The organism is Mycolicibacterium duvalii, from assembly GCF_010726645.1.
Taxonomy (GTDB): Bacteria; Actinomycetota; Actinomycetes; order Mycobacteriales; family Mycobacteriaceae; genus Mycobacterium; species Mycobacterium duvalii.
On sequence record NZ_AP022563.1, the window covers coordinates 5,065,095 to 5,090,118 of the forward strand.

General features: G+C 69.7%; 26 protein-coding genes. 15 read left to right on the plus strand and 11 right to left on the minus strand.

Features of this window, described 5'->3' with window-relative positions:
* The first annotated feature begins 4 nt into the window (after positions 1 to 4).
* On the plus strand, positions 5 to 820 hold the full coding sequence (locus tag G6N31_RS24020) for a type III pantothenate kinase (RefSeq protein WP_098005029.1): 816 nt from the start codon (positions 5 to 7) through the stop codon (positions 818 to 820).
* Here G6N31_RS24020 and G6N31_RS24025 read toward each other — a convergent pair.
* Entirely contained in the window at positions 817 to 2,061 is a 1,245-nt protein-coding gene (locus G6N31_RS24025; protein WP_098005028.1) for an alanine racemase, read from the minus strand. The genes G6N31_RS24020 and G6N31_RS24025 overlap by 4 nt on opposite strands.
* Before the next feature lie 23 nt (positions 2,062 to 2,084).
* Here G6N31_RS24025 and lysS point away from each other — a divergent pair, with 23 nt between their 5' ends.
* From lysS to G6N31_RS24055, 6 genes are all read left to right on the plus strand, one after another.
* Complete coding sequence (gene lysS, locus G6N31_RS24030) at positions 2,085 to 3,602, plus strand: lysine--tRNA ligase (protein ID WP_098005027.1); 1,518 nt, start codon at positions 2,085 to 2,087, stop codon at positions 3,600 to 3,602.
* Positions 3,603 to 3,710: 108 nt separating this feature from the next.
* Positions 3,711 to 4,052: a histone-like nucleoid-structuring protein Lsr2 gene (lsr2, locus tag G6N31_RS24035; protein ID WP_098005026.1), complete on the plus strand. Its 342-nt coding sequence runs from the start codon at positions 3,711 to 3,713 to the stop codon at positions 4,050 to 4,052.
* Between the two features lie 238 nt (positions 4,053 to 4,290).
* Positions 4,291 to 6,834, plus strand: coding sequence for an ATP-dependent protease ATP-binding subunit ClpC (gene clpC1 / locus G6N31_RS24040; RefSeq protein ID WP_098005025.1), 2,544 nt, complete (start codon positions 4,291 to 4,293; stop codon positions 6,832 to 6,834).
* 208 nt (positions 6,835 to 7,042) lie between these two features.
* On the plus strand, positions 7,043 to 7,258 hold the full coding sequence (locus G6N31_RS24045; RefSeq protein WP_098005024.1) for a CbtB domain-containing protein: 216 nt from the start codon (positions 7,043 to 7,045) through the stop codon (positions 7,256 to 7,258).
* A 3-nt stretch (positions 7,259 to 7,261) separates the two neighbouring features.
* Positions 7,262 to 8,071: a CbtA family protein gene (locus G6N31_RS24050; protein WP_098005023.1), complete on the plus strand. Its 810-nt coding sequence runs from the start codon at positions 7,262 to 7,264 to the stop codon at positions 8,069 to 8,071.
* Complete coding sequence (locus G6N31_RS24055) at positions 8,068 to 8,616, plus strand: histidine phosphatase family protein (RefSeq protein WP_098005022.1); 549 nt, start codon at positions 8,068 to 8,070, stop codon at positions 8,614 to 8,616. Before G6N31_RS24050 ends, G6N31_RS24055 begins: the two co-directional genes overlap by 4 nt.
* A 1-nt stretch (position 8,617) precedes the next feature.
* On the opposite strand, the gene G6N31_RS24060 is transcribed toward G6N31_RS24055, so the two are convergent.
* Both G6N31_RS24060 and mhuD read right to left on the minus strand, forming a co-directional pair.
* Positions 8,618 to 9,979, minus strand: coding sequence for a serine hydrolase (locus G6N31_RS24060; RefSeq protein ID WP_098005021.1), 1,362 nt, complete (start codon positions 9,977 to 9,979; stop codon positions 8,618 to 8,620).
* Positions 9,954 to 10,271, minus strand: a complete 318-nt coding sequence (gene mhuD / locus G6N31_RS24065) for a mycobilin-forming heme oxygenase MhuD (RefSeq protein ID WP_098005020.1) — start codon at positions 10,269 to 10,271, stop codon at positions 9,954 to 9,956. Before mhuD ends, G6N31_RS24060 begins: the two co-directional genes overlap by 26 nt.
* A gap of 51 nt (positions 10,272 to 10,322) precedes the next feature.
* Between mhuD and G6N31_RS24070 the strand changes: the two genes are divergently transcribed.
* Positions 10,323 to 11,090 (plus strand): alpha/beta fold hydrolase, encoded by a 768-nt coding sequence (locus tag G6N31_RS24070; protein WP_098005019.1) that lies wholly within the window; start codon positions 10,323 to 10,325, stop codon positions 11,088 to 11,090.
* A gap of 48 nt (positions 11,091 to 11,138) precedes the next feature.
* Entirely contained in the window at positions 11,139 to 12,119 is a 981-nt protein-coding gene (locus G6N31_RS24075; RefSeq protein ID WP_098005018.1) for a GlxA family transcriptional regulator, read from the plus strand.
* On the opposite strand, the gene G6N31_RS24080 is transcribed toward G6N31_RS24075, so the two are convergent.
* A complete protein-coding gene (locus tag G6N31_RS24080) occupies positions 12,062 to 12,988 on the minus strand; it encodes an iron-sulfur binding domain-containing protein (protein ID WP_098005051.1) in 927 nt (308 codons plus the stop codon). The two genes, G6N31_RS24075 and G6N31_RS24080, sit on opposite strands and share 58 nt — an antisense overlap.
* A 28-nt stretch (positions 12,989 to 13,016) precedes the next feature.
* On the opposite strand from G6N31_RS24080, the gene G6N31_RS24085 reads away from it, so the two are divergent.
* Positions 13,017 to 13,637 (plus strand): carbonic anhydrase, encoded by a 621-nt coding sequence (locus G6N31_RS24085; protein ID WP_098005017.1) that lies wholly within the window; start codon positions 13,017 to 13,019, stop codon positions 13,635 to 13,637.
* A 66-nt stretch (positions 13,638 to 13,703) separates the two neighbouring features.
* Positions 13,704 to 14,471, plus strand: coding sequence for a hypothetical protein (locus G6N31_RS24090; RefSeq protein WP_163722353.1), 768 nt, complete (start codon positions 13,704 to 13,706; stop codon positions 14,469 to 14,471).
* A gap of 1 nt (position 14,472) precedes the next feature.
* Here G6N31_RS24090 and disA read toward each other — a convergent pair whose 3' ends face one another.
* From disA to G6N31_RS24105, 3 genes are read right to left on the minus strand one after another with little or no spacing between them, the layout of a single operon-like run.
* Positions 14,473 to 15,594, minus strand: coding sequence for a DNA integrity scanning diadenylate cyclase DisA (disA, locus tag G6N31_RS24095; protein WP_098005016.1), 1,122 nt, complete (start codon positions 15,592 to 15,594; stop codon positions 14,473 to 14,475).
* 43 nt (positions 15,595 to 15,637) lie between these two features.
* Complete coding sequence (gene radA, locus G6N31_RS24100) at positions 15,638 to 17,026, minus strand: DNA repair protein RadA (protein ID WP_098005015.1); 1,389 nt, start codon at positions 17,024 to 17,026, stop codon at positions 15,638 to 15,640.
* A gap of 58 nt (positions 17,027 to 17,084) precedes the next feature.
* A complete protein-coding gene (locus G6N31_RS24105; RefSeq protein ID WP_098005014.1) occupies positions 17,085 to 17,663 on the minus strand; it encodes a copper chaperone PCu(A)C domain-containing protein in 579 nt (192 codons plus the stop codon).
* 252 nt (positions 17,664 to 17,915) lie between these two features.
* On the opposite strand from G6N31_RS24105, the gene carD reads away from it, so the two are divergent.
* From carD to rlmB, 4 genes are read left to right on the plus strand one after another with little or no spacing between them, the layout of a single operon-like run.
* Positions 17,916 to 18,404, plus strand: coding sequence for an RNA polymerase-binding transcription factor CarD (gene carD, locus G6N31_RS24110; protein ID WP_011892341.1), 489 nt, complete (start codon positions 17,916 to 17,918; stop codon positions 18,402 to 18,404).
* 2 nt (positions 18,405 to 18,406) lie between these two features.
* Positions 18,407 to 18,880, plus strand: coding sequence for a 2-C-methyl-D-erythritol 2,4-cyclodiphosphate synthase (gene ispF / locus G6N31_RS24115; RefSeq protein ID WP_179964233.1), 474 nt, complete (start codon positions 18,407 to 18,409; stop codon positions 18,878 to 18,880).
* Positions 18,881 to 18,924: 44 nt separating this feature from the next.
* Positions 18,925 to 20,328, plus strand: coding sequence for a cysteine--tRNA ligase (cysS, locus tag G6N31_RS24120; protein WP_098005012.1), 1,404 nt, complete (start codon positions 18,925 to 18,927; stop codon positions 20,326 to 20,328).
* Positions 20,328 to 21,269 (plus strand): 23S rRNA (guanosine(2251)-2'-O)-methyltransferase RlmB, encoded by a 942-nt coding sequence (rlmB, locus tag G6N31_RS24125; RefSeq protein WP_098005011.1) that lies wholly within the window; start codon positions 20,328 to 20,330, stop codon positions 21,267 to 21,269. Before cysS ends, rlmB begins: the two co-directional genes overlap by 1 nt.
* Here the strand turns inward: rlmB and G6N31_RS24130 are convergent.
* The 4 genes from G6N31_RS24130 to G6N31_RS24145 are packed head-to-tail and all read right to left on the minus strand — an operon-like array spanning position 21,266 to position 25,011.
* Positions 21,266 to 22,519 carry an SLC13 family permease gene (locus G6N31_RS24130; RefSeq protein WP_098005010.1) on the minus strand — a complete coding sequence of 418 codons (1,254 nt, stop codon included), beginning with the start codon at positions 22,517 to 22,519 and terminating at the stop codon, positions 21,266 to 21,268. The genes rlmB and G6N31_RS24130 overlap by 4 nt on opposite strands.
* On the minus strand, positions 22,510 to 23,418 hold the full coding sequence (locus tag G6N31_RS24135; RefSeq protein ID WP_098005009.1) for an MBL fold metallo-hydrolase: 909 nt from the start codon (positions 23,416 to 23,418) through the stop codon (positions 22,510 to 22,512). The genes G6N31_RS24130 and G6N31_RS24135 overlap by 10 nt, the downstream gene beginning before the upstream one ends.
* Positions 23,415 to 24,224 (minus strand): acyl-CoA thioesterase, encoded by an 810-nt coding sequence (locus tag G6N31_RS24140; protein WP_098005008.1) that lies wholly within the window; start codon positions 24,222 to 24,224, stop codon positions 23,415 to 23,417. The genes G6N31_RS24135 and G6N31_RS24140 overlap by 4 nt, the downstream gene beginning before the upstream one ends.
* Positions 24,225 to 24,246: 22 nt before the next feature.
* Positions 24,247 to 25,011 (minus strand): LamB/YcsF family protein, encoded by a 765-nt coding sequence (locus G6N31_RS24145; protein WP_098005007.1) that lies wholly within the window; start codon positions 25,009 to 25,011, stop codon positions 24,247 to 24,249.
* Positions 25,012 to 25,024: the final 13 nt, after the last annotated feature.

Sequence of the window (25,024 nt, forward strand, 5' to 3'; positions counted from 1 at the left end):
TGGCGTGCTCCTCGCGATAGACGTTCGTAACACCCACACCGTCGTCGGGCTGATCTCCGGTTTCGGTGCGCACGCCACGGTGGAACAGCACTGGCGCATCCGGACCGAACCCGAGGTGACCGCCGACGAGTTGGCCTTGACCATCGACGGTCTGATCGGCGACGACGCCGAACGTCTCACCGGCGCGTCGGGTCTGTCGACTGTCCCGTCGGTGCTGCACGAGGTGCGGGTGATGCTCGAGCAGTACTGGCCCACCGTGCCGCACGTGCTGATCGAACCCGGTGTGCGCACCGGCATCCCGTTGCTGGTCGACAACCCCAAGGAAGTGGGCGCTGACCGGATCGTCAATTGCCTTGCGGCATACCAGAAGTACGGCTCGGCCGCGATCGTCGTCGATTTCGGCTCGTCGATCTGCGTGGACGTGGTCTCGGCCAAGGGCGAGTTCCTCGGCGGCGCCATCGCCCCGGGCGTGCAGGTGTCCTCCGATGCGGCGGCAGCCCGCTCGGCAGCGTTGCGCAGGGTGGAGCTGACCCGGCCGCGGTCGGTGATCGGCAAGAACACCGTCGAGTGCATGCAGGCCGGTGCGGTGTTCGGATTCGCCGGCTTGGTGGACGGGCTGGTCAGCCGGGTGCGCTCCGACGTCGACGGATTCGACGGCGCCGACGTCGCCGTGGTGGCCACCGGGCACAGTGCCCCGCTGGTGCTGCCCGACCTGCGCACCGTGGAGCACTACGACCGGCACCTGACACTGGACGGACTGCGGTTGGTGTTCGAGCGCAACCGCGACAACCAGCGGGGCAAGGCCAAGGCTGCGCGCTAGAAGTACGTGCGGATGAGGTCGACCAGCCGGCCTGCGGCGTCGACTTCGGGGAATATCCGCCACTTGTCGAACACCGTGCACGGATGCGAGATCCCGAACCGGAGCCAGTCACCGACCGCGGCCCGGTCCGCACCGCCCAGACGCAGGTAGGCGTGCTGGTCGTTGAGCTTGGCCACCGAGCTGTCCGGCAGGTCCAGTGGCACCGGGAGGTCCTGGTCGAACGCCACGTCGCGGCGGCCCATCGTCAGCACGGCCAGGTTGGGCTCCGGCCGCGACACCACCTGTGCGCGGATCTCCAGCGCGGGACGCAGTCGGTCGGTCAGCGGCGAGGTGCGCGCATAGAGACCGTGGTCGTGGGTCAGGTAGCAGCCGCTGCGCAGCACCGTGCGCACCGCCAGTGCGCCCGGCCAGTCGGTCAGCGTGTCGGCCACCTCGTCGAAATAGCTGCTCCCCCCGGCGCTCGCCACCGGCAGGTCGGTCTCGAACACCGGCGCCAACCGCAACACCGCCGCACGGACCTGCGCCAGGTGTGCGCGCACCCCGGCGAGCGCGTCGGGCGCGCGGCCGTGGCCGAGCGCGGCTTCGTAGCCGGCCACCCCGACCAACCGCAGCCGGGGCGACGCCGCAGCGGCGCGGGCGACGGCGTCGACCTCGGCATCGGTGCGGCACCCGGTCCGCCCGCCGGGCAGCCCCACCTCCACGCAGACGTCCACCGGCCGCTGCGTGTCGGCCAGCGCCGCTGTCATCACCTCGACGCCGCGCCCCGAATCCACCCAGCACAGCACCTGCAGATCCGGGTCGGCGTCCAGCTCGCGGCCCAGCCAGCGCAGGCCGGCCTCGTCGACCAGCTGGTTGGCCAGGACCAGGTTCGTCACTCCGAAGGCGCGATAGACGGCGGCCTGCCCGACGGTGGCCACGGTCACCGCGCACGCGCCCGCGGCCAGCTGGCGGGCGGCGAGCTGAGGGGCCATGTGGGTCTTGCCGTGCGGTGCGAGCTCCACCCCGCGCTCGCGGCACCACCCGGCCATCGTGGTTATGTTGTGCGCCAGCGCAGCGGCGTGCAGCACACACACCGGTCCGAACACTCCGGCGGCCGACAGCTGCGGCGCATCGGCGATCAGCTCTGCCGGGGTGCGTCCCCACCAGTGCGGCGGGACCCCCTTGAGCCCGGTCTCCAGCGGCCGCTGCGCCAGCGCGCGCAGCGCGGCGGGGTCGATCAGCGCGTTGGCGGGGCCGGTCATGTGTTCATTTAAGCTGGCACGTCGTGACGTCCCCTGATTCTGCCCCCGACCCGCGCGAGGACATCCCTGAGCAGTTCCGCATCCGCCAAGGCAAGCGCGAGCGTCTGCTCGACGAGGGACGCGATCCGTACCCGGTCGAGGTGGCCCGCACGCACACGCTCGCAGAGCTGCGCGCGGCCTATCCGGATCTGGCGGCCGACACCGAGACCGGGCAGCACGTCGGCGTCGCCGGCCGGGTCATCTTCGCCCGCAACTCGGGCAAGCTGTGCTTCGCCACGCTGCAGGAGGGTGACGGCACCCAGTTGCAGGCGATGATCAGCCTGGCCAGGGTGGGCCAGGACTCGCTGGACGCGTGGAAGGCCGATGTCGACCTCGGCGACATCGTGTTCGTCGCCGGTGAGGTGATCAGTTCGAGGCGGGGCGAACTGTCCGTGCTCGCGGACTCCTGGCAGATGGCGTCCAAGGCGCTGCGACCGCTACCGGTGGCCCACAAGGAGATGAGCGAGGAGTCGCGGGTCCGGCAGCGCTACGTGGACCTGATCGTGCGCCCGGAGGCCCGCGCGGTGGCTCGTCAGCGCATCGCGGTGGTCCGCGCGGTGCGATCGGCCCTCGAGCGCCGGGACTTCCTCGAGGTCGAGACCCCGATGCTGCAGACGCTGGCCGGCGGGGCCGCTGCCCGACCGTTCGTCACCCACTCCAACGCGCTCGACTCCGACCTGTACCTGCGCATCGCGCCGGAACTGTTCCTCAAACGCTGCGTCGTCGGCGGCCTGGACCGGGTTTTCGAACTGAATCGGGTGTTCCGAAACGAGGGCGCGGATTCGACGCATTCCCCGGAATTCGCGATGCTGGAGACTTATCAGGCTTACGGTACGTACGACGATTCCGCCGTCATCACCCGTGAACTTATTCAGGAAGTCGCCGACGAAGCCATCGGCACCCGGCAGGTGCCATTGCCCGACGGCACCGTCTACGATCTCGACGGAGAATGGGACTCCATTCAAATGTATCCGTCATTGTCAGAAGCCCTCGGCGAAGAGATCACACCGCAGACCACCGCCGATCGTCTCTGGCAGATCGCCGATCGGCTCGGTGTCGAGATTCCGCGGGACCGTGGTTATGGGCACGGTAAATTGATCGAAGAACTGTGGGAGCACACGGTCGGCGACAAACTGTGGGCGCCGACGTTCGTGCGCGATTTCCCGGTCGAGACCACACCGCTGACCCGCTCGCACCGCAGCATCGACGGCGTCACCGAAAAGTGGGACCTCTACGTTCGTCACATCGAATTGGCCACGGGATATTCGGAGTTGATCGACCCGGTGATCCAGCGCGAGCGGTTCGAAGCCCAGGTCCGCGCCGCGGCCGCCGGGGATGACGAGGCCATGGCGCTGGACGAGGATTTCCTGGCCGCACTCGAACACGGCATGCCCCCGACAACCGGTACCGGAATGGGCATCGACCGGTTGTTGATGGCGTTGACGGGGCTGTCGATTAGGGACACGGTTTTGTTCCCCATTGTTCGCCGATCCGGTAACTGAACCGCCGCGATTCACACCGCGCGGAATGGGCGCGTTGTTGAATGGAAACGCTCTTTATGGCAGATTGGTCGCGGGGCTTGGGGTCGTTGCGTAGAAGGGCATTCGAAAATGGCGAAGAAAGTCACCGTCACACTTGTCGACGATTTTGACGGTGAGGGTGCCGCCGACGAGACTGTGGAATTCGGCCTCGACGGAGTCAGTTATGAGATCGATCTCTCCTCCAAGAATGCCGCAAAGCTGCGCAACGATTTGAAGCAATGGGTCGATGCGGGCCGCCGGGTCGGCGGCCGCCGGCGCGGCCGCGCGGTCGCCACCGGCCGGGGACGCGCCGCGATCGACCGGGAGCAGAGCGCCGCGATCCGGGACTGGGCCCGGCGCAACGGCCACAACGTGTCGACGCGCGGCCGGATCCCGGCCGACGTCATCGACGCTTTCCACGCGGCCACCTAGGACGATCCTGCTCGTTCGCTACCGGCGAACCCTGCACCGCCGGATCGGGAAACGATTCCCTGACATCCGGCGTTGACCCTGACAGCGCTGGGTAACAGCCTGACTGTCACGGCGAGCCGCCCGATTTAGCACCCGGGAGGCGGGGCGCCCGGTGCTGCCGCCCACTAGAGTGGACGGCAGGTGCACAGGCTCTTTTCAGGGCTGCACCACCTATGCGATGGAGAGCAGGTAACCACGGATGTTCGAAAGATTCACCGACCGAGCGCGTCGGGTTGTCGTCCTGGCCCAAGAAGAGGCCCGGATGCTCAACCACAACTACATCGGCACCGAGCACATCCTGCTGGGCCTCATTCACGAGGGTGAGGGCGTAGCCGCCAAGTCACTCGAGTCGCTGGGCATCTCGCTGGAGGGTGTGCGCAGCCAGGTCGAGGAGATCATCGGCCAGGGTCAGCAGGCGCCGTCCGGACACATTCCCTTCACCCCCCGCGCCAAGAAGGTGCTGGAGCTGAGCCTGCGCGAGGCGCTGCAGCTGGGTCACAACTACATCGGCACCGAGCACATCCTGCTCGGCCTGATCCGCGAGGGCGAGGGCGTTGCCGCGCAGGTGCTGGTCAAGCTCGGCGCCGAGCTCACCCGCGTGCGCCAGCAGGTGATCCAGCTGCTGAGCGGTTACCAGGGCAAGGAGACCGCCGAGGCCGGTACCGGCGGCCGGGGCGGCGAAGCGGGCAACCCGTCGACGTCGCTGGTGCTCGACCAGTTCGGCCGCAACCTCACCGCCGCGGCGATGGAGGGCAAGCTCGACCCGGTCATCGGCCGCGAGAAGGAAATCGAGCGGGTCATGCAGGTGCTGAGCCGCCGCACCAAGAACAACCCGGTGCTGATCGGCGAGCCCGGCGTCGGCAAGACCGCCGTCGTCGAAGGCCTCGCGCAGGCCATCGTCGCCGGCGAGGTGCCCGAGACGCTCAAGGACAAGCAGCTCTACACCCTCGACCTCGGGTCGCTGGTGGCCGGCAGCCGCTACCGCGGTGACTTCGAGGAGCGCCTGAAGAAGGTGCTCAAGGAGATCAACACCCGCGGCGACATCATCCTGTTCATCGACGAGCTGCACACGCTCGTCGGCGCGGGTGCCGCCGAGGGCGCGATCGACGCCGCGTCGATCCTGAAGCCGAAGCTGGCCCGCGGCGAACTGCAGACCATCGGTGCCACCACGCTCGACGAGTACCGCAAGTACATCGAGAAGGATGCCGCGCTGGAGCGCCGCTTCCAGCCGGTCCAGGTGGGTGAGCCGACCGTCGAGCACACCATCGAGATCCTCAAGGGTCTGCGCGACCGCTACGAGGCGCACCACCGCGTCTCCATCACCGACAGCGCGATGGTGGCCGCCGCGACGCTGGCCGATCGCTACATCAACGACCGGTTCCTGCCGGACAAAGCAATCGACCTGATCGACGAGGCCGGCGCCCGGATGCGGATCCGCCGGATGACCGCTCCGCCGGACCTGCGCGAGTTCGACGAGAAGATCGCCGATGCCCGCCGGGAGAAGGAGTCCGCGATCGATGCGCAGGACTTCGAGAAGGCCGCCAGCCTGCGCGACAAGGAGAAGCAGCTCGTCGCGCAGCGCGCCGAGCGGGAGAAGCAGTGGCGCTCCGGTGATCTCGACGTGGTCGCCGAGGTCGACGACGAGCAGATCGCCGAGGTCCTGGGCAACTGGACCGGCATCCCGGTGTTCAAGCTGACCGAGGAGGAGACGACTCGGCTGCTGCGCATGGAAGAGGAGCTGCACAAGCGGATCATCGGCCAGGAGGACGCCGTCAAGGCGGTCTCCAAGGCGATCCGCCGCACCCGTGCCGGCCTGAAGGATCCCAAGCGCCCGTCGGGCTCGTTCATCTTCGCCGGCCCGTCCGGTGTCGGTAAGACCGAGCTGTCCAAGGCGCTGGCCAACTTCCTGTTCGGCGAGGACGACGCGCTGATCCAGATCGACATGGGCGAGTTCCACGACCGCTTCACCGCGTCGCGGCTGTTCGGTGCCCCTCCGGGCTACGTGGGCTACGAAGAGGGCGGCCAGCTCACCGAGAAGGTGCGCCGCAAGCCGTTCTCGGTGGTGCTGTTCGACGAGATCGAGAAGGCCCACCAGGAGATCTACAACAGCCTGCTGCAGGTGCTCGAGGACGGCCGCCTGACCGACGGTCAGGGCCGCACGGTCGACTTCAAGAACACGGTGTTGATCTTCACGTCGAACCTGGGCACGTCCGACATCAGCAAGGCGGTCGGGCTGGGCTTCTCCCAGGGTGGCGGAGAGAACAACTACGAGCGGATGAAGCAGAAGGTCAACGACGAGCTGAAGAAGCACTTCCGCCCGGAGTTCCTCAACCGCATCGACGACATCATCGTGTTCCACCAGCTGACGCAGGACGAGATCATCAAGATGGTCGACCTGATGATCGGCCGGGTCGCCAACCAGCTCAAGGCCAAGGACATGGCGATCGAGCTGACCGACCAGGCCAAGGCGCTGCTGGCCAAGCGCGGCTTCGATCCGGTGCTGGGGGCGCGGCCGCTGCGCCGCACCATCCAGCGCGAGATCGAGGATCAACTCTCGGAGAAGATCCTGTTCGAGGAGCTCGGCCCCGGCCAGCTCGTCACGGTCGACGTCGAGGGCTGGGACGGCGAAGGCGCCGGCGAGGACGCGAAGTTCACGTTCGCCGGCAGCCGCAAGCCGGTCGCAGCCGCCGAGCCGGACCTGGCACAGGCCGGCGCGGCCGGTGCGCCCAGCGCCGCCGAGTAACCGGTCACGTACAGACGCCCCCGACGCGAGTCGGGGGCGTTTGTGCGTCCGGACGGCCCGGCCGGCGCCCGGGTGGCTTACGATGCTCGGGTAATCGACGGGTGACGGAACCTGGTGGAAATCCAGGACGGTCGCGCCACTGTGACAGTCAGACCCGGTGCCCGTCGCAGATCTGGTTGGGACGCGCAATCCCAGAAAGGAATCCGCGATGACGACTCCTGAGATGAGCAGGTCCTCCGCGACCGCCATCGACTTCTCGGGCACCAAGGCCGCCGCATGGCTGTCGCTGACCGCGTTCTTCGCGTTGATCGTGCTGTACTTCGTCGGCATGGACCAGGGGGCGACGTCGGTGTTCGGCAACAGCACCTACATCCATGAGTTCGTGCACGACGCCCGCCACCTGCTCGGTTTCCCCTGCCACTGAGCGATGGAAAAACACATCATCTGGCGCGGCCTGCTGGCCGGCGCCATCGCAGGAGTGCTCGCCTTCCTGTTCGCGCGGATCTTCGTCGAACCCCAGATCGACCTGGCGATCGGCTATGAAGAGGGCGTCGGAGCGGCCCGAGAGGCGCTCGACCACAGCCATGACCACGGCGGCGGCCACAGCCACAGCCACGGCGAGGAGGGGGGCGGGATCACCCGCGCCATCCAGGCCAACATCGGGTTGGGGCTGGGACTGCTGGCGTTCTCCGTCGCGATCGGCGCGCTGTTCTCGGTCGTCTACGCGGTGGCCTACGGCCGGGTCGGCAACGTCTCGGCACGGCTGCTGTCGCTGCTGGTGGCCGGCGGAATGCTGCTGAGCCTGTATGTGGTGCCGACGCTGAAATATCCGGCCAGCCCACCCGCGCTGAGCCTGGACGAGACGATCGGCCAGCGCACGATGCTGTACCTGCTGATGGTGGTGGCCTCGGCGGCATTGCTGGTCGCCGCGGTGTACGCCGGCCGGCAACTCGTGGCGCGGCTGGGCACCTGGAATGCGACGCTGGCCGCCGCGGGCGGCTACCTCGTCGCGGTGGCGGTGCTGATGCTGGTGCTGCCGTCGATCGAGGAGACCCCCGGTCCGCTGGTCGACGACGCAGGCACCATCGTCTACCCGGGCTTCCCGGCAGGCGTGCTGTACGAGTTCCGGCTCTACTCGCTGGGCACGCAGGTCATCGTCTACGCCACCATCGGTCTGGTGTTCGCGGCGATGGTGTCGCGGCTGCTGGGCGAGCGTAAGCACGTCGTTCCTGCGTGAGTGGGGTCGTCCGGCTGACCCTCGTGTCGCACGGCATGACCGACGCGATGTCGGCCGGACGATTCCCGATCGACGAGCCACTCAACGACGCCGGCCGCAGACAGTTCGCCGCGACCATGGAGAGCGGCGACGGTCGGGTGGTGTGCGGTCCGGAACTGCGGGCGCAGCAGTCCGCCGAGCTGCTCGGGCTGACGCCGGCCGTCGATACCCGGCTGGCCGACCTGGATTGCGGGCGCTGGCGCGGTGAGGCGCTCGACCAGGTGGCACCCGACGAACTCGCCCTGTGGCTGACCGAGCCGGCCAGCGCCCCGCACGGCGGGGAGACCGTCGTCGACGTGATCGCCCGGGTCCGCGACTGGCTGGCGTCGATGGCCGCGGAGCGGATCCGCACCGTCGCGGTGACGCACCCGGCCGTGGTGCGGGCGGCCGTGGTGGTGGCGCTCGACGCACCGCCGAAGTCGTTCTGGCGCATCGACGTCGAGCCGGCCAGCCGGACGGTGTTGCACTACCGGGGCCAGGCGTGGACCCTCCGGTTGAATCGCTGATTCAGGGCTCGATCAGACCGAACATCTGCTCGGCCATGGACAACAGCCACGCGGCGGCGGTCTGGCTGCGGTACTCCGGCCAGTTGGACTGCAGGCTGACGACCCACGGCTGGCCGGTCTTGTCCACCGCATACCAGCTGAAGGTCAGGTCACCGGGCAGGTTGCCGGCCTTGGCGCCGATGTAGGGCCAGGTCTTCCGGTTCAGATCGATGCCGGGGATCGCCGACAGGATCTCGGTGACCGGCGCGGCCTCGCCGACCGCGGCCTCCTGCAGCGCCGCGTGCAGGCGGCAGATGTCCGATGCGCTGGCGTACCACTCGGCGCCGATGGTCGACGCCGGCACATGGGTGCGTTCCGGGTCGGGCTCGTAGGGCCGGGACTTGACCTGCTGGAGCAGCTGCGCCCGCTTCTGCGGGGACGCCTGCTTCCACTGGTCGCGCACGTCCGGTTTCCCCCAGCCGACCGAGAACAGCTCGTGCATGGTCGGAAACGGCGTCATGCTGGCCGGGTCGTGGTGTCCCGCGGTCACCAGGGCGCGTTCCACCGCGCCCGGACCGAGGTGGCCGATCAGCAGGTCGGTGGCCATGTTGTCGCTGGCCGAGATCATCTGCTGGGCGGCCTGGCGCACGGTGACGGTGGCTCCCGGTGGCAGCTTGTCGAAACCGGACGAGCCGACCGCCTTGGCCTCCTTGGTGATGGTCAGCGTGTCGTCCCATGCCGCGTCGCCGGCCTTGATCGCGTCGGCCACCGCGAGCAGCACGTAGAGCTTGAAGATCGAGGCCAGCGGCAGCGACTGTTCGGTGTTGGTGCCGGCGACCTTCTCGCAGCTGCCGTCGACGACCTTGGCGACCTGATACGAGTAGCGCGCCCCGGACGAGGTGAGCGCGGCGTCGACGTCGGACCACTGGCCGATCTCCGGCTTGACCAGGCTGACGTGGAAGCGGTCGACCAGGCTGGTGGTGTCGTCGGTGCGCAGGTCGATCGTCTGCTGCACCCCGTAGGACGTGGTGATGTGCAGGGTCGCGTTGCCGGCGCCGACCTCGACGTCGCGCACGGTGAACGGCCGGTCCCACCACATCCGGTCCAGCGTGACGCCGACGTGCTCGACGATCTCCGGCGCAGCCAGGGTGCGGACACCGACTTCGCCGATCGGCCAGTCGCTGTTGAGCATGTCCATCGTCTGCTTGGCGCGCAGACCCTGCGGGGTGTTGATCGCGATGGGTGCACCGTAGGCCGCTTCGGCCGGCGCGGGCCGGGTGGCGGCACACCCACCGGCAAGGGCGACGACGAGCGCCAGCGCGACCGTCAGCGTGGCCGTGCGGCGTCGCGCCCCTGCCTCACGCCGTGGTGTCTGGACCTGCAACGTCGAGCACGACCTCGAATTCCAGCAACGACGCGCCGGTGGCGACGGGGTTCTTGCGCTCGCCCGCGTGCGCCTCGACGGCCGGTCCGGAGGCCCACGCCTGGAACGCCTCTTCGGACTCCCACTGGGTCACCACGAAGTAGCGGTTCTCGCCCTTGATCGGACGCAGCAGCTGGAAGCCGAGGAAGCCGGGCTGGTTGTCCACCGCGTGGGCCCGGTGGGCGAAGCGCTTCTCCAGCTCGGGCCCGGCGTCGGGCGGGACCTCGATCGCGTTGATCTTGACTACAGCCATGGTTTTCAGGCTACCGCGTGGCCCGGAATGATCCTCGGCATGATGAGCCGTATGGATCTGCTGACCGCCCGCGGCGGTACCGGCCGACCGCTGGTCCTGGTGCACGGGCTGATGGGGCGCGGGTCCACCTGGTCGCGTCAACTGCCGTGGCTGACGCGACTGGGGCGGGTGTTCACCTACGACGCGCCGTGGCACCGGGGCCGGGAGGTGCGCGACGACCACCCCGTCAGCACCGAGCGGTTCGTCGAGGATCTGCGGAACGCGGTGACCGGCCTGGGGGAGCCGGCGATCATGATCGGCCACTCGATGGGGGCGCTGCATTCCTGGTGCCTGGCGGCCGCGCACCCCGAGCTGGTCGACGCCGTCGTCGTCGAGGACATGGCGCCGGATTTCCGCGGCCGTACCACCGGGCCGTGGGAGCCGTGGCTGCACGCGCTGCCGGTCGAGTTCAGCACGGCCGAGCAGGTGTACCAGGAGTTCGGCCCGGTCGCCGGCCGGTACTTCCTGGAGGCTTTCGACCGCACCGCCACGGGCTGGCGGCTGCACGGCGACACCGGAAAGTGGATCGAGATCGCCGCACAGTGGGGTGTGCGCGACTACTGGGCGCAGTGGCAGTCGGTGACGGCGCCGACGCTGCTGCTCGAGGCCGGCAACTCGGTGGCCCCGCCCGGACAGATGTCGACGATGGCGCAGCAGGCCGGGCCGCGGGCGACCTATGTCCGGGTGCCCGACGCGGGCCATCTGATCCACGACGACGCTCCGGAGAAATACCGGCAGGCCGTCGAAGCGTTCCTCTCCACGTCCGCCCGTCGCGCGTGAGGAAAAAAATCAGGTGGCAGCAAGGCCCGTTGTCGATAAAGTTCCGCCATGGCGATAAGCACCGTCTCGGCGCTGGTGCTCGATGACGTCGCGATGTTCGAGTTCGGCGTCATCTGCGAGGTGTTCGGCATCGACCGGTCCGCCGACCGAGTGCCGAACTTCGACTTCAAGGTGTGCGGACCCGAACCGGGCCGGCCGCTGCGGACTTCGGTGCGGGCGACCCTGACCCCCGACCACGGCTTCGCCGACCTGATCGGCGCCGACCTGGTGGCGATCCCGGCGATCGGCTCCGACGACTACGACCCCGCCGCACTCGACGCGGTCCGCCGGGCCGCGGCGTCGGGGTCGACCATCCTGACGGTGTGCTCGGGTGCGTTCGTCGCGGGTGCCGCCGGCCTGCTCGACGGCCGGCCGTGTACCACCCACTGGATGCACGCCGATGAACTGGCTCGCCGCTTTCCGACCGCCAAGGTCGACCGCAACGTGTTGTTCGTCGACGACGGCAACCTGATCACCAGCGCCGGCACGGCCGCCGGGATCGACGCATGCCTGCACCTGGTGCGCCGGGAGATGGGCAGCGAGGTCACCAACACCATCGCGCGGCGCATGGTCGTGCCGCCGCAGCGGGACGGCGGCCAGCGCCAGTACATCGAGCAGCCGATCCCGGCGCGCGGCTCGGATCGTTTCGCGCCGCACCTGGACTGGATCCTGGCCAATCTCGACAAGCCGCACTCGGTGACCTCGCTGGCGCGGCGCGCGCACATGTCCAGCCGTACCTTCGCCCGCCGGTTCGTCGAGGAGACGGGCCGCACCCCGATGCAGTGGGTGACCGATCAGCGCGTGCTGTTCGCGCGCCGGCTGCTGGAAGGCACGACGCTGGACATCGACCGCATCGCCGAGCGCAGCGGCTTCGGCACCGCGACGCTGTTGCGGCACCACTTCCGCCGCGTCGTCGGGGTCACCCCGTCGGATTACCGCCGGCGTTTCGCCGCGGTCACCGCCGAGGCCGAGTGCGCCGAATCGGCGTGAGCCTCGCCCTCGCCGCACAACGCGAACAGGCCCGCCGGCGTCTGCTCGACCAGCCCGTCGACGAGCAGCGAGTCCAGCGCGCGGTCCCGCTGGGCGGGGTCGACGGTCCAGGCCAGGTCCAATTGACCCCGCGTGACCGGAGTCGGGCTGCCGCGCAACACATCCAGTAAGCGACCACGGGCCTGGCGGTCGGTGCCGGCGTAGCGCTGCACCCGTTTCGCCGGCAGCGTTCCCGCCGGGAATCCGGCTGCGCGCCAAGCACAGTGGCTCAACGGGCAGGCGCCGCAGCGGGGGCTGCGGGCGGTGCACACGGTCGCGCCCAGCTCCATCAGGGCGACCGAGAAGACCGGCGCCGCGCCATGTTCGGGCAACAGCGCCTCGACGTCGGCGAGGTCGCGCACCGAGGCGGCGCCGGCGTCGGCGCGGCCGTGCACCGCCCGGGCCACCACGCGCCGGACGTTGGTGTCGACCACCGGAACCCGTTGTCGGTAGGCGAAGCACGCCACCGCGCGCGCGGTGTAGGCCCCGATCCCGGGCAGCGCCAGCAGGGTGTCGACATCGTCGGGCACCACGTCCTCGTGCTCGGCGGCGATCACCGTCGCGCACTCGTGCAGCCGCTTCGCCCGCCGCGGGTAGCCGAGCTTTCCCCACGCCCGCAACACGTCGGCGGCGCCGGCCGCGGCGGTCGCCGACGGAGTCGGCCACCGGGTCACCCAGTCGCGCCAGATCGGCTCGACCCTCGACACCGGCGTCTGCTGCAGCATGAACTCGCTGACCATGATCTGCCACGCCGACACCCCCGGACGCCGCCACGGCAGATCTCGCTGGGCCCGCGCATACCAACGGATCAGCTGGTCGGGATCGATCATCGGGTCTCGCTGGTGCACAATGACGACCATGCCGAACACCAGCCCACTGACCGCCTGGAAAGCACTCAAAGAGGGTAACGAGCGCTTCGTGGCCGGCAAGGCCGAGCATCCCAGTCAGAGCATCGAGCACCGGGCGAGCCTGGCCGCAGCGCAGAAACCGACCGCGGTCGTGTTCGGCTGCGCCGACAGTCGCGTCGCCGCGGAGATCATCTTCGACCAGGGCCTGGGCGACATGTTCGTGGTGCGCACGGCCGGCCACGTCATCGACAGCGCGGTGCTCGGTTCCATCGAGTACGCCGTGGCCATTCTCGACGTCCCGTTGATCGTGGTGCTCGGCCACGACAGCTGCGGCGCCGTCGGGGCGACGATCTCGGCGCTCGACGACGGCGCCGTGCCCGACGGGTACATCCGTGACGTGGTCGAACGCGTGACACCGTCGATCCTGATGGGCCGCCGGGACGGGTTGTCCCGGGTCGACGAGTTCGAGGCCCGCCACGTCACCGAGACTGGCAAACAGCTTTTGAGCCGGTCGACGGTCATCAATGAAGCCGTCGCCGCCGGCAACCTCGCGATCGCCGGCCTGACCTACCACCTGTCCGACGGGCAGGTGGTGCTGCGCGACCACATCGGCGACATCGGCGAGGACTGACACCTCGGCGGCGACACGCCGGTCAGCCTCGGACAACGCGGCGCGACCTGGCTTTACCGTGGTCTCGTGCTGGATCTAGAACCGCAGGGCCCGCTGCCCACCCAGATCTACTGGCGGCGCAGGGCGCTGGCGCTCGGCGTCGCGGTGCTCGTCATCGGGATCATCGCTGCGGTCATCGCGGTCGTCGTGTCGAACAGCACCAGCAACGAGCAGCCCACCGCCAACGAGGCACCCGCGCCCAACGGCGAGGTCGCCCCGCCGCCCCTGCCGGGGCAGGATCCCGAGGTCAAGTCGCCGATCCAGCCGCCCGCGCAGCAGGCGCCGCCACCCACGCCGACTCCGACGGCGGCCGTGGTGCCCCCGCCGATCCTCAAGGAGGGCGACGACTGCCCCGACTCCACGCTGGCGGTCAAGGGCATCACCAACGAGCCGCAGTACGTCGTCGGCGATCAGCCGAAGTTCACGATGGTCGTCACCAACATCGGCCTGGTGGCCTGCAAGCGTGACGTCGGGGCCGCGGTGCTGGCCGCCTACGTCTACTCGCTGGACAACCAGCGGCTGTGGAGCAACCTGGACTGCGCACCGTCCAACGAGACGCTGATCAAGACCTTCCAGCCGGGTGAGCAGGTCACCACCGAGGTGACCTGGACCGGCATGAGCTCGGCGCCGAACTGCCCGCTGCCGCGCCAGCCGATCGGTGCGGGCACCTACAACCTCGTCGTCCAGCTCGGCAACCTTCGATCGGCCACGGTGCCGTTCACGCTGGCCGACGGCGCGGTGGTGCCCCCTGCCGACGGCACGCCGCACCTGCCGGTGCCGGGCCCGGTCGGCTGAGTCAGGCGAGCCGGTCGGCGATCGTCGATTCGGCCAGCTGCGACAACCCCTCGCGGATGTGGCGCGCCCACATCGAGCCGATGCCCTCCACTGACTGCAGATCGCTGGCGCTGGCGGCCAGCAGACCCTGCAGCGACCCGAAACTACGGACGAGCAGGTCGACGTGGGCGAACTGCAGCCGCGGGATGCCCGCCATCGCCCGGTAGCCGCGGGAGCTCATCGCCGAATCCTGGGCCTCGGCCGTCGACGGATAACCGAAAACCCTTGCCAGCACCGTGAAGTCGAGCAACTCGTTGTCCGAGAGCGTGTCCAGCTCCTCCAGCGTGGCGCTGACCTGGGCGGCCGTCGGGGGGTCGGGGTTGGCGTGGTAGTCGCGCACGATCAGTTCACGGTCGGTCTCGTTGTCGCCCACGAGCTCGTCGAGCTGCAGTTTGAGCTGGCGCCCGTCGGTGCCGAGCTCGACGACATGCGCGTCGATCTCGAGGCTGATGCGGCGCACCATCTCGAGGCGCTGGACGACGGTCATCACGTCGCGCAGCGTCACGAAGTCCTCGATCTCGGCGGTGGAGAGCTGCCGGCTCACCTCGTCTAGCCGGGTCTTGTAGCGCTCCAGCGTGCCGATGGTCTGGTTGGCGCGCGACAGGATGGTGGCCGAGTCGGGCACCACGTGGCGCTCACCGGCGACGTAGACGGTGACGATGCTCATCGAGTGGCTGACCGAGATCACCGGATAACCGGTCTGGATGGCGGTGCGCTCGGCGGAGCGGTGCCGGGTGCCGGACTCCTCGGTGGGAATGGACGGATCGGGCACCAGTTGCACGTTGGCCCGCAGGATCCGGCTGCCGTCGCTGCTCAGCACGACCGCGCCGTCCATCTTGGACAGCTCGCGCAACCGCGTCGGCGCGTAGCGCACGTCCAGCTCGAAGCCGCCGTCGCAGATCGCTTCCACGCTGTCGTCGTAGCCGATCACTATCAGCGCACCCGTTCGGCCGCGCAGGATGCGTTCCAGGCCGTCGCGCAGCGGTGTTCCGGGCGCCAGCCTGGCGATCGTCTCCCGCAGCGTGGGCCGGGTCATCGGCACGACCGTGCGCGCCGTGCGGCTCGCCGACGATTTCACGGCCATGTTCTCTCCACGATCTGCTCGGGCCGGCCGGGCCCGGCCCCTCTCAGCTCGCGTCATTCTGGCCGATCCGGCGCAGTGCCTGCAATGCCGAGGTGATGTCGTCGGCGGCGACGGTACGCAGTCCGGCCGGCGCGGCGGCCACCCCGGCCGGCACGATCGCGGTGGTGAACCCCAGCCGGGCCGCCTCGGCGAGCCGCCGGTCCATCCCGGTCACCCGGCGCAGATCGCCGGCCAGGCCGACCTCGCCGATCGCGACCGCGGTGGCCGGCAGCGGCAGATCGATGTAGGCCGAAGCGATCGACAGTGCGACGGCGAGATCGGAGGACGAGTCGGTCAGTCGCATCCCGCCCACGGTGGACAAGTAGATGTCGTTGGTACCCACGGGCAGCCGCGCGCGTTTCTCCAGCACCGCGGTGATCATCGCCGCCCGCGACGAGTCGATCCCGCTGACCGCCCGGCGCGGGGTGCCGCTGGCGGGCGCGCCGATCAGTGCCTGCACCTCACCGATCATCGGGCGCTTGCCGTCGAGGGTGACCGTGACCGCGGTGCCGGACACCGCTTTGGGCCGCTGGTCGAGGAACAGCCCCGAAGGATCCGACACGCACTCGATCCCGTTGTCGTGCAACAGGAAACACCCGACCTCGTCGGCGGCGCCGAACCGGTTCTTGACGCCGCGCACCATCCGCAGCGCCGAGGCGCGGTCGCCTTCGAAGTGCAGCACCACGTCCACCAGATGTTCCAACGACCGTGGACCGGCGATCGCACCGTCCTTGGTGACGTGGCCGACCAGCAGCATCGCCACGCCCGTCGTCTTGGCGGTCATGGTCAGCGCCGTGGTGACCGCACGCACCTGGGTGACGCCGCCGGTGACGCCGTCGACCTCGGTGGTGGACAGGGTCTGCACCGAGTCCACCACCACCAGCGACGGCCGCACCACGTCGATGTGGCCCAGCGCGGTCTGCAGATCGGCCTCGGCGGCCAGATAAACCTCGTCGTGCGTGCAGCCGGTGCGCTCGGCCCGCAACCGGATCTGTCCCGCGGACTCCTCGCCGGACAGGTACAGCGCCCGACGGCCGGACCTCGCCCAGCGGTGCGCGACCTCCAGCAGCAGCGTCGATTTTCCGACCCCCGGATCCCCGGCCAGCAGGGTCACCGAGCCGGGCACCACCCCGCCGCCGAGGACGCGGTCGAGCTCACTGATGCCGGTGGCGAAGTGACGCGTGCGGCCCGGGTCGATGGAGCTGATCGGCACCGCCGGCGACGCCGGGGCCACGGCGCGCCGGGTGGCGGTCCCGCCGATCGCGGTCAGCGCGACTTCGTCGACGGTGCCCCAGGTGCCGCACTCCGGGCACCGGCCCACCCACTTGGGCGTGACGTGGTGACACTCGGAGCAGCGGTGCTGCGAACGAACTTTCGAATTGGCCCGGACCACCTGCTGACCGTAACCGGCGGCGCCGACAGATCAGGTCAGGCGCGGCCCGGGAGGGGGGTCAGTGGCCCCCGGGTGCCCCGGTGCCGGCCTCGAAGTCGCGCCGCGGCGCCTCCCCGGCCGAGATCGGTACGGCCACCACGGCGGCGCCGGCCCGCTCGAACGTGAAGGTGAAGTCGTAGGTCAGACCATTGGTGATCGGCTTGTTCAACGAGACGGTCGCCTCGGCGGTCTCGGCGGGTTCGACCGCTTCCAGCGGGGTCGGCTGACCATCCGGGGTGCCGACGACCAGTGCGCCGCCCGCGGGCACCTCCTTGTTGCCGGTTACCTCGACATCGCCGATGTCGGTGGACACCGACACCAGCCTGTCGGGGGTGTCGGTGGACTGGTTGGTGACCACGAAGACCAGCTCCACGTCACGGCCGGCCTGAATCGCGGCACTGGTCTGGGTGGCGAAGATGTGCACGTTGCGCAGGGCGATCTCGCCGAGCGTGGCGTTGACCCCGTTGATCGCCGCCTCCTGGGTGGCGGTCTGCGAGACCTGGCCCGCGCCGCAGCCGCTGAGGGCCGCCGAGAGCACCACACCGCCCGCGGCAAGCGCGGCGACGGACCGGCCTGCAAAACTGGTGCGCCGTTTCATGGGGATCACTGTCGAAAGGCCTCCTGCTCAGCCGACAAGGCGACTCGCGTGCCGGTTGCTTTGGTTCGACTATGCAGAGTAGTAGGTGCCGATTCCCAGCGGTAGCGCAGGGCCGAAGCCGGGTGCGCCTTGCACGGATTCGGCGGTGTGTCAACCCCTAACATCGCTCGACTGTGCCCCTGACCTGCATCGTTGATCCGCCCCCGGCAGCGGCGCGTGTTAACATCGAGGGGTGAAAGGGGCTCGAAACTGATGATTTTCAAGGTCGGAGACACCGTTGTCTATCCACACCACGGTGCTGCGTTGATCGAGGCGATCGAAACCCGGACCATTAAAGGCGAGCAGAAGGAATACCTCGTCTTGAAGGTTGCGCAGGGCGATCTCACCGTTCGGGTACCTGCCGACAACGCGGAATACGTCGGCGTCCGTGACGTGGTCGGGCAGGAGGGTCTCGACAAGGTTTTCCAGGTGCTGCGGGCACCCCACACCGAGGAGCCGACCAACTGGTCGCGCCGGTACAAGGCCAACCTCGAGAAGCTGGCCTCAGGTGATGTGAACAAGGTTGCCGAGGTCGTGCGCGACCTGTGGCGGCGGGACCAGGAGCGCGGCCTGTCCGCCGGTGAGAAGCGGATGCTCGCCAAGGCCCGCCAGATTCTGGTCGGTGAACTCGCGCTGGCCGAGAACACCGACGACGCCAAGGCCTCGACCATTCTCGACGAGGTTCTGGCCGCCGCATCCTGACCGTGCTGCCCAGAATCGGGCTGGGCACCGATGTCCACCCGATCGAAGCCGGTCGACCGTGCTGGCTGCTCGGTCTGCTTTTCGACGGTGCAGACGGCTGCGCCGGACATTCCGACGGAGACGTCGCGGCGCACGCATTGTGTGACGCCCTTCTGGCTGCGGCCGGGCTGGGCGACATCGGCGACGTCTTCGGGACGGATCAACCGCAGTGGCGTGGCGTGAGCGGAGCCGACATGCTTCGCCACGTGCACGCCCTGCTCACCGACCGCGGGTTCCGGGTCGGCAATGCCTCGGTCCAGGTCATCGGCAACCGACCCAAGATCGGTCCGCGGCGCGCCGAGGCGCAGGAACTGCTCTCCGGACTGGTGGGCGCACCGGTATCGGTGTCGGCGACCACCACCGACGGTCTCGGCCTGACCGGGCGCGGCGAGGGATTGGCCGCGATCGCCACGGCACTGGTCATCGCCGCGCAATAGTGTCGGTAAGCTGGCACGTCGTGACCGACGGCCCCGCCACAGGAATGCGGCTTTACGACACCATGGCGGGTGCCGTGCGCGACTTCGTCCCACTGCGCCCGGGACATGCCTCGATCTATCTGTGCGGCGCCACCGTGCAGGGACTTCCGCACATCGGCCACGTGCGCAGCGGTGTCGCCTTCGACGTGCTGCGCCGCTGGCTCACCGCCAAGGGTCTCGACGTCGCGTTCATCCGCAATGTCACCGACATCGACGACAAGATCCTCACCAAGGCCGCCGATGCGGGTCGGCCCTGGTGGGAGTGGGCGGCCACCTACGAGCGGGCGTTCGCGGCGGCCTACGACGCGCTGGGCGTGCTGCCGCCGTCGGCCGAGCCCCGCGCCACCGGACACATCACCCAGATGGTCGAACTGATCGAGCGGTTGATCGAGCGCGGACACGCCTACACCGGCTCCGGGTCCGGCGCCGGCGATGTGTACTTCGATGTGCTGAGCCTGTCCGACTACGGCAAGCTGTCCGGTCACCGCATCGACGACGTGCACCAGGGCGAGGGAGTGGCCAAGGGTAAGCGCGACGAGCGGGATTTCACGCTGTGGAAGGCCGCCAAGCCCGGGGAGCCGTCCTGGCCGACACCATGGGGCCGGGGACGGCCCGGCTGGCACACCGAATGCGTCGCGATGTGCGAGGCCTACCTGGGCGCCGAGTTCGACATTCACGCCGGCGGTATGGACCTGGTCTTCCCGCACCATGAGAACGAGATCGCCCAGGCCGAGGGCGCCGGCGACGGTTTCGCCCGGTTCTGGCTGCACAACGGCTGGGTCACGATGGGCGGCGAGAAGATGAGCAAGTCGCTCGGCAACGTGCTGGCCATCCCGGCGGTGCTGCAGCGGGTGCGTGCCGCCGAGCTGCGCTACTACCTGGGCAGTGCGCACTACCGCTCGATGCTCGAATTCTCCGAGACCGCGCTACAGGACGCGGCGCGCGCCTACACCGGCATCGAGGACTTCCTGCACCGGGTCCGCACCCGCGTCGGTGCGGTGGCGCCGGGCCAATGGACACCGACGTTCGCTGCGGCGCTGGACGACGATCTGTCGGTGCCGATCGCGCTGGCCGAGGTGCACGCGGCGCGCGCCGACGGTAACCGGGCGCTCGATGCGGGCGATCACGACACCGCGCTGACCCGCGCGATGTCGATCCGGGCGATGATGGGCATCCTCGGCGCTGACCCCCTCGACGAGCGCTGGGAGTCGCGCGACGAGACGTCGGCGGCGCTGGCAGCGGTCGACGTGCTGGTGCACGCGGAGGTCAAACGCCGCGAGGACGCCCGCGCCCGGCGGGACTGGGCCGAGGCCGACGCCATCCGCGACCGTCTCAAGGCAGCCGGCATCGAGGTCACCGACACCGCCGACGGTCCCCAGTGGTCTCTCCTCGACGGATCGGACAAGTAGTGGCAGGCAACTCGAAACGCCGCGGCGCAGTGCGCAAAGAGGGCACCAAGAAGGGACCCACCGTCGGCTCCGGCGGGGTGCGCCGTCGCGGGCTCGAAGGCCGGGGCGCGACACCTCCGGCGCACAAGCGGCCGCACCACCCGGCGGCCAAACGCGCCGCGAAAGAGGCTCGCCGTCAGCAGGGTCGGCCCAAGAAAACCGACGAGACCGAGATCGTGCTGGGCCGCAACCCGGTCATCGAGTGTCTGCGCGCCGGGGTCCCCGCCACCGCGCTCTACGTCGCGCTGGGCACCGACGCCGACGAGCGGCTCACGGAATCCGTACAGATCGCCGCCGACAAGGGCATCTCGATCCTGGAGGTGCCGCGCCACGACCTCGACCGCATCGCCGCCAACGGCATGCATCAGGGCATCGCGCTGCAGGTTCCGCCGTACGACTACGCCCACCCCGACGACGTGCTCGCCGAGGTCCGCCAGGAGGGCGCGCCGGCACTGCTCGTCGCGCTGGACAACATCTCCGATCCGCGGAATCTCGGCGCGATCGTGCGCTCGGTGGCCGCCTTCGGGGGCCACGGGGTGCTGATCCCACAGCGCCGCTCGGCGTCGGTGACCGCGGTGGCGTGGCGCACCAGTGCCGGTGCGGCCGCACGGGTTCCGGTGGCGCGGGCGACCAACCTCAACCGCACCCTCAAGCAGTGGGCCGATTCCGGATTGCAGATCGTCGGACTCGACGCCGACGGCGACACCACCGTCGACGACCTCGACGGCACCGGCCCGATCGTGGTGGTGGTGGGTTCGGAAGGAAAGGGGCTGTCCCGGCTGGTGCGGGAGAACTGCGACGCGGTGGTGTCGATCCCGATGGCCGGGCCGACGGAGTCGCTCAACGCATCGGTCGCCGCGGGCGTCGTGCTCGCCGAGATCGCCCGCCAGCGCCGGACCTAGAGCCCCAGCAGCCGACAGCCCGCCCACAGGCCGGTCACCGCGGCGACCAGGACTGCGGGCGCGGTGCAGAGTCCGATCCGGCTGAATTCGGTGAAGCCCTCGTCGGCCCGGTCTCCCACATCCCGGCGAAGAACCCGGCGCCACAACAGGTTCGCCAGTGACCCGAGGTAGGTCAGGTTCGGTCCCACGTTGACGCCGACCAGCACCGCGAGCACCGCCACCGGCCCGGCGGCACCGACCAGCGGCAGCATCACCAGCACCGCCGGCAGATTGTTGACGACATTGGACAACACCGCCGCGACCGCGGCGATGCCCAGCAGCGCGGGCAGGCTGGTCCCGGCCGGAACCACCTGCCGCATCGCGGTTTCCAGGCCGTTGCGCATCACCGCCTCGACTACCACACCAAGGCACAGGACGAAGACCAGGAACGGAAGATCCAGCGCGGCGGCTATTCTGGGCAGCGTGGTGCCGCGCGCCGCCAGCCCGCGGGCGCCGAGGGTCAGTGCCCCGGCCAGCGCCGCCCAGCCAGGGGACAGGCCGAACAGCGACGTCACCGCGAACCCGGCCAGCGTCAGGGCGAGCACCGCGACAGCGAAGCGGGGCGGCCGTACCGGCTCGTCCGCAGCCGGCCGGCGCGGGGTGGTGGTCAGGTCTGCAGCGAAAAGCCAACGCAGCAGCGCGAATTCGACTGCTATGGCGATCAACCAGGGCACCGCCATCGCCGCGGCGAACTGCAGGAACGTCAACCCGGCGGCGGTGAACGCCAACAGGTTGGTCAGGTTCGACACCGGCAACAGCAGCGACGCGCTGTTGGCCAGGTGCGCGGTGGCGTAGGCGTGCGCGCGGGGCGGCACCCGCAGCAGCCGGGCGGTGGCCAGCACCACCGGCGTCAGCAGCACCACGGTGGCGTCCAGACTGAGCACCGCGGTCACCGCGGCCGCCACCGCGAACACCGAGCCGAACAGCCGGTGCTGGCTGCCGTCGGCCATGTGGGCCATGAACGCGCCCGCGGCGCGGAACAGTCCCTCGTCGTCGCACAGTCGGGCCAGTACCAGGATGGCGGCCAGGAAGCCGACCACCGGTGCCAGACTGCGAATCTCCGCTGTCGCGTCGGCCCAAGACACCGCGTCGACGGCCACGACGACACCCGCGGCGGGAACAGCGACGACGGCTTCGGGCCAGCCCCGCGGCCTCACCAGCGCGAACACGAGCACCGCAGCCAGCGCGGCCAGCGCGACGATCAGCGCCATGGATCGCTGCGCTGCCACAGGGTCGGCAGATGCAGCGCGACTCCGTCGGTCTCAGCGAGGCCGGACAGCACCCGCATCGACACGTCGAGGTCGTCGACGGCGCGCGGCAAGGCGCGCAACGGCTCGTGCAGCGGGCGGAAGAAGTCGTCCCAGTGGATCAGCACCACCCGCCGCGCGCCGACCGTGCGCACGGTCTCCTGCCAGTAGGCCTTCAGGTAGTCGAGCGGTTGGCGGCCGAGTTGCCCGACCCCGAGATACACCACGTCGGCGCGCTGGCCGGCCAGCGCACCGGCCACGTATCCGGCGCTTCCGACGATGAGCAGCCGCCGGCCGGTGGGGCGGTGACGAACCAGCGTCGACCAGGCCTCGCCGCACCGGTAGGCCGACACCCGCGCCGGCGGGTGGATCGGTGCGGTGATCGGGCCGGGGAACCGATCGGGGGGACAGTGCGCGCCCTCGATCAGGGTCAACTCGAAATTGCCCACCGGTACCGGCTGCCCGGGTGTGACCACCTCGACGTGCGGCCACCCGTGACCGCGGCCGAGGTGCGCCGCCGATTCGCCGCCGATGAGCCGGGCGCCGGTGCGTTCGGCCACCACCGCGGAGTCCAGCGCGTGGTCGTAGTGCGTGTGCACCGGGGTGACCGCATCGAGCCGCTGCACTCCCAGCCGGGACAGCGCGGTCTGGATGCGCGGCAGCGAGGACGTCAACCGGCGCGTCGCGACGGTCACGAGGTTCGGGCGGGAGAAGAATCCGTCGGTCAGCACCGCCGACTGACCGTCATCGACCAGCAGCGTCGTCACCCCGGCCCACGACACCGTGACCGACGAGCCGGCCGTCGCGGCGGGCACGTCGAAACGCACTGTGTAGGCGTGCAGGTCGGGCCGGCGCAGGATCACGGGAAATACATCTCCTGGCGGACGGTGCAGACCAGTTCGCCGTTGCGGTTGTACATCCGTCCGCTGGCCAGCGCGACGCGGTCGACGCTGCTCGGTGAGCTCTGGTCGTAGAACATCCAGTCCGACAACCGGGCCGGCCGGTGGAACCACACCGAGTGGTCGCGCTGCGCGGACGCGCCCAGTGCCCCCCGTGCCGCGAACGCCGGCTCGGTCAGCGTCACCGCGGACAGGTAGGCCACCAGTGCGGTGTGTACCACCGGTTCGGCGGGAACTTCGCCGTCGGGCCGCCACCATATCCGCGACGGCGCCGGCGGTGCGGTGTCGGTGTCGACGACGCGCCGCTCGAACCAGCGCAGGCTGGCCCACTGGCCGCGCCCACCGTCGGTGTCCTCGGCCGAATGCGTCGGGCCGCTGGGCAACGACTCGGGTGCGGTGACGGCGGGCATCGGCGGCTGGTAGTACGTGTCGTCGGCGGTGTCGTGCTTGAACGACGCCATCGCCTCCAGCAGCACCTCGTCGTCCTGGCGGGCGGTGACCCGGCGCGCGGAGAAGGTGCGGCCCTGTTGCAGGCTCACCACCTCGAAGTCGACCGGACGGCGTGCATCACCGGGGCGCAGGAAGTAGGTGTGCATGCTGTGGATCCGGCGGTCTGTCGTGGTCAGGCCGGCAGCCAGCAGCGCCTGGGCTGAGATATGGCCTCCGAGAATGTGGTTGAACGGGGCGGGCAGCTGCTCACCGATGAACCGGTTGTCGCCGGCGCGCCGCAGGTTCAGCGTGGCCAGCACGTCGCGCAGTGAGGAGGACATCGACGCACATCATGCCCGACGGTCAGCCGAACGGCGCCACGGCGATCCCGTCGGCGATCAATCGGCGCCGCACGGCGGTGGCGATCTGTACCGCGCCCGGGGAGTCCCCGTGCACGCACACCGATTCGACGTGGATCTTGATGGCGGTTCCGTCGACGGCGGTGACCGTGCCGTCCCGAACCATCGACGCGACGCGGTGGCTGATCTCGTCGGCGTCGTCGAGCACCGCGCCCGGTTCACGCCGCGACACCAGCCGGCCATCGGGGGTATAGGCGCGGTCGGCGAATGCTTCGGGGATGGTGCGTAGTCCAAGCCGTTCGGCGGCGTTCAGAAAGGCCGAACCGGCCAGGCCGAGCACCGCGAGGCCGGGGTCGGTCGCATGTACCGCGGCGGCGACGGCCTGCGCCTGTTCTTCGTGGTCGACGATCGCGTTGTACAGCGCGCCATGCGGTTTGACGTACGTCACGGTGGAGCCGGCGGCCCGCGCCAGCGCCTGCAGCGCGCCGATCTGGTAGATCACGTCTGCGGTCAGTTCGTCGGGTGCGACGTCGATGAAGCGGCGGCCGAACCCGGCCAGGTCTCGGTAGGCCACCTGCGCCCCGATGCGTACGCCGCGCTCGGTCGCGGCCCGGCAGGTGCGGGCCAGCGTCGCGGCGTCACCGGCGTGAAAACCGCACGCGACATTGGCGCTGGTGACGATGTCGAGCATGGCGTCGTCGTCGCCGATCTGCCACACGCCGAAGCCCTCGCCGAGATCGGCGTTGAGGTCGACGGTCGGGGTGTCCACCCTCACCAGCGTA

Coding starts and splice junctions, on each gene's coding strand:
- G6N31_RS24025 (WP_098005028.1), bottom strand. CDS start 2,061: ATGACCGGCCCCGCCAACGCGCTGATCGACCCCGCCGCGCTGCGCGCG.
- lsr2 (WP_098005026.1), top strand. CDS start 3,711: ATGGCGAAGAAAGTCACCGTCACACTTGTCGACGATTTTGACGGTGAG.
- clpC1 (WP_098005025.1), top strand. CDS start 4,291: ATGTTCGAAAGATTCACCGACCGAGCGCGTCGGGTTGTCGTCCTGGCC.
- G6N31_RS24045 (WP_098005024.1), top strand. CDS start 7,043: ATGACGACTCCTGAGATGAGCAGGTCCTCCGCGACCGCCATCGACTTC.
- G6N31_RS24050 (WP_098005023.1), top strand. CDS start 7,262: ATGGAAAAACACATCATCTGGCGCGGCCTGCTGGCCGGCGCCATCGCA.
- mhuD (WP_098005020.1), bottom strand. CDS start 10,271: ATGGCTGTAGTCAAGATCAACGCGATCGAGGTCCCGCCCGACGCCGGG.
- G6N31_RS24070 (WP_098005019.1), top strand. CDS start 10,323: ATGGATCTGCTGACCGCCCGCGGCGGTACCGGCCGACCGCTGGTCCTG.
- G6N31_RS24075 (WP_098005018.1), top strand. CDS start 11,139: ATGGCGATAAGCACCGTCTCGGCGCTGGTGCTCGATGACGTCGCGATG.
- G6N31_RS24080 (WP_098005051.1), bottom strand. CDS start 12,988: ATGATCGATCCCGACCAGCTGATCCGTTGGTATGCGCGGGCCCAGCGA.
- G6N31_RS24085 (WP_098005017.1), top strand. CDS start 13,017: ATGCCGAACACCAGCCCACTGACCGCCTGGAAAGCACTCAAAGAGGGT.
- disA (WP_098005016.1), bottom strand. CDS start 15,594: ATGGCCGTGAAATCGTCGGCGAGCCGCACGGCGCGCACGGTCGTGCCG.
- G6N31_RS24105 (WP_098005014.1), bottom strand. CDS start 17,663: ATGAAACGGCGCACCAGTTTTGCAGGCCGGTCCGTCGCCGCGCTTGCC.
- carD (WP_011892341.1), top strand. CDS start 17,916: ATGATTTTCAAGGTCGGAGACACCGTTGTCTATCCACACCACGGTGCT.
- cysS (WP_098005012.1), top strand. CDS start 18,925: ATGCGGCTTTACGACACCATGGCGGGTGCCGTGCGCGACTTCGTCCCA.
- G6N31_RS24130 (WP_098005010.1), bottom strand. CDS start 22,519: ATGGCGCTGATCGTCGCGCTGGCCGCGCTGGCTGCGGTGCTCGTGTTC.
- G6N31_RS24140 (WP_098005008.1), bottom strand. CDS start 24,224: ATGTCCTCCTCACTGCGCGACGTGCTGGCCACGCTGAACCTGCGGCGC.